9 protein-coding genes are annotated in these 8,034 nt (G+C 35.3%); 2 read left to right on the top strand and 7 right to left on the bottom strand.

Annotation, left to right across the window (positions count from 1 at the left end; all coding sequences use genetic code 11):
* Positions 1 to 78 precede the first annotated feature (78 nt).
* Together A9G30_RS04215 and A9G30_RS04210 are read right to left on the bottom strand one after the other, a co-directional pair.
* Entirely contained in the window at positions 79 to 747 is a 669-nt protein-coding gene (locus tag A9G30_RS04215) for an SMI1/KNR4 family protein (protein WP_065583012.1), read from the bottom strand.
* A 16-nt stretch (positions 748 to 763) separates the two neighbouring features.
* Entirely contained in the window at positions 764 to 1,564 is an 801-nt protein-coding gene (locus tag A9G30_RS04210) for an RHS repeat-associated core domain-containing protein (RefSeq protein WP_141675249.1), read from the bottom strand.
* Here A9G30_RS04210 and A9G30_RS13150 point away from each other — a divergent pair.
* Positions 1,543 to 1,809 (top strand): hypothetical protein, encoded by a 267-nt coding sequence (locus A9G30_RS13150; RefSeq protein ID WP_141675250.1) that lies wholly within the window; start codon positions 1,543 to 1,545, stop codon positions 1,807 to 1,809. The two genes, A9G30_RS04210 and A9G30_RS13150, sit on opposite strands and share 22 nt — an antisense overlap.
* Before the next feature lie 319 nt (positions 1,810 to 2,128).
* On the opposite strand, the gene A9G30_RS04205 is transcribed toward A9G30_RS13150, so the two are convergent.
* Positions 2,129 to 2,470 (bottom strand): hypothetical protein, encoded by a 342-nt coding sequence (locus A9G30_RS04205; protein WP_065583014.1) that lies wholly within the window; start codon positions 2,468 to 2,470, stop codon positions 2,129 to 2,131.
* Positions 2,471 to 3,308: 838 nt separating this feature from the next.
* On the opposite strand from A9G30_RS04205, the gene pgi reads away from it, so the two are divergent.
* Complete coding sequence (gene pgi / locus A9G30_RS04200; protein ID WP_065588160.1) at positions 3,309 to 4,958, top strand: glucose-6-phosphate isomerase; 1,650 nt, start codon at positions 3,309 to 3,311, stop codon at positions 4,956 to 4,958.
* 82 nt (positions 4,959 to 5,040) lie between these two features.
* On the opposite strand, the gene crr is transcribed toward pgi, so the two are convergent.
* From crr to A9G30_RS04180, 4 genes are all read right to left on the bottom strand, one after another.
* A complete protein-coding gene (gene crr / locus A9G30_RS04195) occupies positions 5,041 to 5,544 on the bottom strand; it encodes a PTS glucose transporter subunit IIA (RefSeq protein ID WP_065583016.1) in 504 nt (167 codons plus the stop codon).
* 9 nt (positions 5,545 to 5,553) lie between these two features.
* On the bottom strand, positions 5,554 to 7,281 hold the full coding sequence (ptsI, locus tag A9G30_RS04190) for a phosphoenolpyruvate-protein phosphotransferase PtsI (RefSeq protein WP_065567349.1): 1,728 nt from the start codon (positions 7,279 to 7,281) through the stop codon (positions 5,554 to 5,556).
* 53 nt (positions 7,282 to 7,334) lie between these two features.
* The gene (gene ptsH / locus A9G30_RS04185; RefSeq protein WP_065588159.1) at positions 7,335 to 7,592 is read right to left on the bottom strand and encodes a phosphocarrier protein Hpr; all 258 of its coding nucleotides are present in this window, start codon (positions 7,590 to 7,592) and stop codon (positions 7,335 to 7,337) included.
* Between the two features lie 136 nt (positions 7,593 to 7,728).
* On the bottom strand, positions 7,729 to 8,034 hold a 306-nt coding region (locus tag A9G30_RS04180; RefSeq protein ID WP_176700839.1), incomplete at its 5' end, for a hypothetical protein.

The raw sequence follows: 8,034 nt of genomic DNA, 5'->3' as shown, positions 1-8,034 counted from the left end.
CTAATCAAAATAATACTATATTGAAATTATTATATATTTATTTGAAAAATGCTGCTTGATTTTTAACTGACGCTATTTCTACAAAAGACCTTCTTCTTTAAATTTGGCAAGTACTTCGCGCCCTTTTTCAGATAATTCCAGTTTTTTTAAATAAATTTTAAGTCTATTTTCTGATGCTGTAAAAAAAACCTTTGAATATTTGAGCATTGAAGATAATGTTTCATCAGGAAAAGGAATGTTAGGATTGTTATATTCATCTTCATCAGGATCATAATCATTTTCAACTTCACTTTTAATAATCATTGATAAAAATGCATCAAACGAATTTGCAACAAACTTCAGATTAGTATTTTGTTCTAGATAACCATTTTTTACAGACATGTCAAAATAGAGATCATTAACTTCATGATCCCAATAATAAACTTCGCCATTTGGGCTTAAGCAAAGTAGATCGCCATAATTAAGTGTTGCTACAGCAAAATAATTCTCAGGTATTCTATTCAGATATGTATCGTTAGTAGCTAATAAATCTTCTCTATTTTCTTTTGAAAAACCCAAAATGACCTCTAATGGTAATGATTCTCCATCACAATCAATACAGTAGTCAAAATTAACTTCAGTATCAAAAACAACTACATTATATTTTTTCAAAAAATCAATATAAGAATTGTTTGAATCTATTTTTAACTGTAACTTTGAAATACGTTTATCAATGTTTTTTGGAACATTATATTTTGATTTAAGCATGCTAACTCCTAAAATATTACCCATGTATAAGAACGGATGCACTGCCTGTATGAGGAAAGTTGTTATGCAACTCCGCATCCAAAAGAATCATATAATCTTTATCGACATGATGCCAAACCTTTCCAGGAGGAGCTTTGTCACCAGAATAACCAATTTGTTCATTTGCTATCTTATTATCATGTGCTCGATTACCATTAAATTTATTTGATGTTGCATATTGTTCAGCATACGGGGAAAAATCAGCAACACCATCTTTACTATATGTTACAGCACGTCCTTTATGATCATAAAAAGTTACAGAACCATCTGCATGGTATGTTGTTTTAGAATGATCTAAGTTTTTATTCTTTTTTGAAGGCATTCGATTTTTTCTAGCTGTTCCACATTTAACCCACCCCCACGGATCCACCCAAGTCAACCCATTAGGCGCATACTGATACAGATTAAACCCACCCAGCAGCCCAATCGGATCTGGCTGTGTAAATCTACCTATATCCGGATCATAGTACCTGAAAGTATTGTAATGTAAGCCGGTTTCTCTGTCTAAATATTGTCCCTGATATCTGAGGTTTTGCTCTACTGATTCGTGTTCGATTTCATGAATCCGCTTTCCCCACAGCTGAAAGCTGCATTCCCAGAGTATTTCGCCGTTTGCATCGGTAAGCTCTTCCGGACAGCCATTCAGGTCGGTATGGAAGTAGCGGATATGTTGTTCATAGTTGCCGTCTGTGTCTATCCGTGCCAGTGGTTCGTAGCTGTTCTGGTCGGTATAGATATACAGGCTGGTGGGGTGATTTGGGCCGGTTTCCTGAATCATTCTTAAGCCGTCCCACAGGAAGCGGGTACGGTTGTAGGGTTGGCCGTCACGGTCTATCTGATGCTTTTCGATACGCCGGCCTAAGGCGTCGTAGACGTAGCCGTAACGCTGGCTGCGGTTTAGTTGTTCGATGCGTACTTCGCTCAGGCGGTGTTCAGCGTCGTAGTGGTAGTGCTGGGTGGCGCCGATGCTCTGTTTGGTTTGGGTTCGGCCGTGCTCGTCGTAGCTGTAGTGGTGTTCTCTGAAATTCAGGAGCTGGTTACAGCGGATGATATTCTGATTGCTAGGGTCTAATTCTATTGGCCGTCTGTGGTCTAATAGGTTAGCAGCAGCATCATATTGCAGGGTTTCCCAGTATCTCTGGTTACGACAGCCTTCGATTCTGCCGGTGCGATCATAGTAGTAATCGGTCTGCCCGTGTTTGCTGTGTCTTTTGCTTACCAGCCGGTCGAGGTTGTTACATTAAGAATTATGCTAATCATTAGAGTTTGAGCTAGTACATACAATTATCTTATTGGAACATTAGCTTTTATATGTTCATGACCATAGCCTTTCATTTTTTAATTAGCTTTTAATTTTTCGAATTTTAGCTAAACCTTTTTCTAGGCTACTTATATTTTTATACTTATCGGGAACTGTACTTTTAGCGAGATATTTATACCATTCATCTACAGTAGTTTTGAATAATTCTAAGCCTTCTTGAGTAACGTTTGACATCTTAATAACAGTATCAGTTTTTAATTTTCCTGCATCATCAAAAGGTTCAAGACCAATTAATAATTCATTATTTTTTAAAAAGTTTAATAAGGCTGTTGAACTTTGAATAATATCCTCTTGCCATTGCTTACTTTTATTTCTCGTAAGTAATAATGGAATATTATGTAAGGTAAAATCAATTTTGCTCATTACTTTACTCCAATAACAGTTGATACATCATCTAATTGTGTTAATTGATTGGTATTTTTATTTTTCACAAAAATTACCCTAGCTTCGCCGATTTTGAATAGGTTACACTAATTCAAAAAACTTGGAGTGGCAACACCTATTCAAACAACAAAATTGTGGTCTGATGTGTTTGGTAACGTTTAACTGTGTACTTTGATGTTAATGATAGCTGCAATTGTAGGCCGTCAATATTTCTTCTGCATAATATGAGGTAGATTTATATTTTGTAGTTTTGCACTGATATTAGGCATGATATCTTGATATTCCTAAGCAGCGACATAATGCCACAATAGGGTAACGATGTTGATTATTTTTTAGAATTTTGATTTTCGCGCCATTGTTAGTGCAGCCTGCTTTAGGATTTCGTTTTTCATACGCAGTTGTTTAAGTTTTTTGCGTAAGGCCATTAATTCATTTTGTTTTGGAGTGCGATTACCTTTAGAGTTAAATGAGCTACTTTTACTAGATTGATTTATCCAACGTTCTAAAGCAAATGGTGTGAGATCCTATTCTTTGACCAAATCATTGCGTGATTTCCCCCTTACAGATAACGTTTCATCATTCGCGATTTGAAATCAGCGCTGAAAGTTTGTCTTGGGCATTTTTGTTGATTCATATACTTTGCTTTTTTGGCGTTAAATTTATCTTACCCCTTAAAAAAGTTATTTGAATGAGCATAGCCTATCCAATATCAATTATTTTCAATAACACTTAATTTATCCGATAAGATCCTTATCTTGCATCATGCTGGGCATAGTTATATTATGGATGTAGAGTCATATTATTTAAGGAATAAGTTATGTTAAAGTCAATTGATCCAACTACGACCCATTCTTGGAAATCTCTTCAAGCTAGCTATGAAAAACATCACAGCAAAACAATTGCGCAAATATTAAAAGAGGAAGCTAAACGAGTTGAAAATCTCAGCATTCCTTTTGAAGATGAGTTTTTGGTTGATTTATCCAAAAATAGGATAACGCAAGAAACGTTAGAACTACTCTATAAATTAGCTGATGAATGCGATCTAGTTGGTGCAACTAAAGCTATGTATAGTGGTGAAAAAATTAATCGTACAGAGGATCGTGCTGTATTGCATGTCGCACTTCGTAATGTATCAAATACCCCAATTTATGTTGATGGTAAGAATGTGATGGATGATGTTAATGCAGTACTGGCAAAGATGGAATCATTCAGTAAAAAAATCATTAGTGGCGAATGGAAAGGTTATACTGGAAAAGCGATCACTGATGTTGTAAATATTGGAATTGGTGGTTCAGATCTGGGGCCTCATATGATTACCGAAGCGCTACGTCCTTACAAAAACCATTTAAATATGCATTTTGTTTCTAATGTTGATGGTACCCATATTGTTGAAGCGCTTAAAAATTTAAACCCTGAAACCACATTATTTTTAGTAGCATCTAAAACTTTCACCACTCAAGAAACCATGACTAATGCTCAAACGGCACGAGCATGGTTACTTGATGCAGCTCAAGATGATAAAGCCGTTGCTTTACATTTTGTTGCGCTTTCAACTAATGCTAAGGAAGTTGAAAAATTTGGTATCGATACCGCTAATATGTTTGAATTTTGGGATTGGGTGGGTGGACGCTATTCATCATGGTCGGCTATTGGCTTATCAATTGTATTATCAATTGGATTTGATAATTTTAAACAATTTTTAGCTGGAGGCCATGCAATGGATAAGCATTTCCAAAGTACGCCAATCGAGAAAAATATACCTGCATTATTGGCACTAATTGGTATTTGGTACAATAATTTTTGCGGTGCTGAAACTGAAGCAATTTTACCTTATGATCAATATATGCATCGTTTTGCTGCTTATTTTCAACAAGGTAATATGGAGTCAAATGGTAAGAGTGTCGATCGCAGTGGCAATAAAACACCTTATACTACCGGTCCAATTATTTGGGGTGAACCTGGAACCAATGGTCAACATGCGTTTTATCAATTAATTCATCAAGGTACTAAACTGATTCCTTGTGATTTTATTGCACCAGCTATTAGTCATAATCCAGTTGGTGATCATCATCCGAAATTGTTATCTAACTTTTTTGCACAAACCGAAGCTTTAGCTTTTGGTAAAACAAAAGAGCAAGTTGAACAAGAATTTATTGCCGCTGGTAAAAACCTTGACGAAGTGAAGTCTGTGGTACCATTTAAAGTCTTTGATGGCAATAAGCCAACTAATTCAATATTAGTGAAAAAAATCACCCCTTATACTCTTGGTGCGTTAGTTGCCATGTATGAACATAAGATCTTTGCTCAGGGGGTTATTTTAAATATCTTTAGTTTTGATCAATGGGGAGTAGAACTAGGTAAGCAATTAGCGGGTCGGATTTTACCTGAATTGGCAGATGATAAACCAGTAAATTCACATGATGAATCTACAAATAACTTAATTAATCAATACAAAAAATGGCGTTAAGATGTTTTAGAAAATACCTGTATGTGAGTATAAAACAAAAACCTTCAGCTTAGGCTGAAGGTTTTTTTATAAGCAATATTTATTACTTTTTAATTCGCATTATTGGCGTTTTACCTGCTTCTACTGCACCTGATAGTTTGGTGAGTTCCACAATTGTTTCCATATTAGAAATAACCACAGGTGTTAATACGGATTTTGCTTTACTTTCAAGTAGTGGTAGGTCAATTTCAATAATGGTATCGCCTGCTTTAACTTGTTGGCCTTCTTCGGCAATTCGCGTAAAACCTTCACCTTTTAGTTCCACAGTATCAATACCAAAGTGAACAAAAAGTTCAATGCCTTCATCAGATTCTAAAGCAAAAGCATGATTGGTTTCGAAGATTTTGCCAATTTTACCACTTAATGGTGCAACAATTTTATTGCCAGAAGGTTTAATTGCTACTCCATCACCAACGATTTTTTCAGCAAAAACCACATCTGGTACATCTTCGATTTTGACAATTTCGCCACTTAAGGGGGCAATAATTTCGATGCCATTTTTATTATCATCGGATACGAATTGTTTAATTTTATCGAATAGACCCATTATTGTCTCCTAACAAATTTGCTTTTCAGCAGTATAATTTTCAATTAAATCAATAATTTCTTTGGCGGTTGCTTTTTCTAATGCAGTATCAGCAAATTTTTTCGCCTCTTCATAATTTGTATTACGAATTAATTTTTTAATTTTAGGAATTGATACTGCGCTCATACTAAATTCATCAAGCCCCATACCAAGTAATAAAATTGTCGCTCTTTCATCACCAGCAAGTTCGCCACACATACCAGTCCATTTTCCTTCTTTATGAGAAGCATCTATAACATTTTTGATTAGTGTTAGTACTGAAGGTGAAAATGGGTTATAAAGATGAGAAATCAATTCATTACCACGATCAACGGCAAGCGTATATTGTGTTAAATCATTGGTTCCAATACTAAAGAAATCGACTTCCTTGGCTAAGTGATGTGCAATTACAGCGGCTGCTGGCGTTTCAATCATTACACCAATTTCAATATTTTTATCAAACGCTTTACCTTCAGCATTTAATTGTTCCTTAAGGATATTGATTTCAGACTTTAATATGCGGATTTCTTCTACAGAAATAATCATTGGGAACATAATGCGCAATTTACCAAATGCTGATGCACGTAAAATTGCACGTAATTGTGCATGAAGCACTTCTTTACGATCTAAACAGATACGAATTGCTCGCCAACCTAAGAATGGATTTTCTTCTTTTGGTAAATGCATATATGGGACATCTTTATCACCACCAATATCCATGGTGCGTACAATCACAGATAAACCATTTGTTGATTCAGCTACTTCTTTATATGCTTTAAATTGTTCTTCTTCGTCAGGATACGCTTCACGATCCATAAATAAGAATTCTGTGCGGTATAAACCAACACCTTCATAACCATTACGTTCAGCACCAGCAATATCCCGTACTGTACCAATATTGCCACAAATTTCTACTTGGTGACCGTCAAGGGTTACAGCGGGTAGATCTTTTAATTTAGCAAGTTCTTCTTTGTCACTAAGGTATTTAGCTTGAACTTGTTTTAACTTTTCTTGAGTAGTGTGATCTGGGTTGATATAAATAGCATTATTGATCGCATCTAGAATAATGAAATCACCTTGTTTGATTGCTTGAGTTGCATTAGATGTGCCAACGATAGCAGGGATTTCTAAAGAACGAGCCATAATTGAGGTATGCGAGGTGCGCCCACCAGCATCAGTAATAAAACCCAATACCATTTCTAAGTTTAGTTGAGCTGTTTCAGACGGCGTTAAGTCAGTTGCAACTAAAATACATGGCTGGCTAATAGCACTTAAGTCAACAATTTCAATACCTAAAATATTTTTTAGTAATCGTTTACCGATATCACGAATATCTGCAGCACGTTCTTTTAGATATTCATCATCTAAATTTTCGAGCTCTTTAGCTTGAGTTTCAAAAACAGATTGAACAGCAGCATCAGCGCTTGAGTGCTTACTTTGAATACGAGAAATAACTTCTTGTTCAAGATCTTCATCTTCAAGAAGCATAATATGCCCTTCAAAAATGGCCGCTTTATCTTCTCCTAATGTTGATTTCGCCCGTTCCATGATCGCATGAAGTTGTTTGCTTGATTTTTCTCGAGCTTCCTTAAAGCGCTCAATCTCAGCGTCAATCTTGTTATCAAGAATTTGTCTATTGCTAATAACAATAGGTTCTTCTTTTAATAATAGCGCTTTAGCAAAAGCGATACCTGGGGAAACAAGTGTACCTGATACCATAACATTTAATCCTTATTCAATTTTAAAACCATTCATAGCTAATCGGGAGTTATTTATTCCAACTCGGGAATTAATTTTACTAAGTGATCAACAGCTTCTTTTTCGTCTTCGCCTTCAGCTTCAATAGTAATAGTTGTGCCTTGTGATAAAGCTAATGTTTGTAATTTAAATAGGCTTTTAGCGCTTGCACTTTTGCCATTAGATGTGACCGTGATTTCTGCGTTAAAGTTTTTGGCTTCTTTAACAAATTGTGCAGCAGGGCGGGTATGAAGACCGTTAGATGCTGTAATGGTTACATCTTGTTTATGCATATTATTTTACTCCCAAAAAATTTTCGTTCTAGCGACCAATATAAATAAAAACAGCCTGAAAGGCTAGTAAGATTTCATATATCTTTTATATTAGGTCAATCGTATTATCTTAATTTATTAAGATAGTCATATTTGATCAATACTGATAGATACGAGTGATCTTATCACTGCATTTTTTAAATTCTACCTGTCCATGAATACCATGTTTTATATTTTCAAAAACCATTTCTTCACTACCATCAAGCTGTGATGCTCGTATCTCTTCTCTACAGAAAGTTTCAAATCGTTGTAATTCTTGCTCACTATCACCTAATTTATAAGCTTTAGGTAAATCTTGACCTGTTACATTAGTATGTATTTTGTTTCGCATATCAAGGACAATCATACCTTTATTTGATAGAAATAAGCCACAGGCAGTTAATGATAATGATAATCCTACAAA

It is taken from the genome of Gilliamella sp. Fer4-1, from assembly GCF_001690515.1.
GTDB lineage: Bacteria > Pseudomonadota > Gammaproteobacteria > Enterobacterales > Orbaceae > Gilliamella > Gilliamella apicola_C.
Note: the sequence above shows the minus strand (reverse complement) of the source record. Positions and strands in the feature narration are given on the sequence as shown.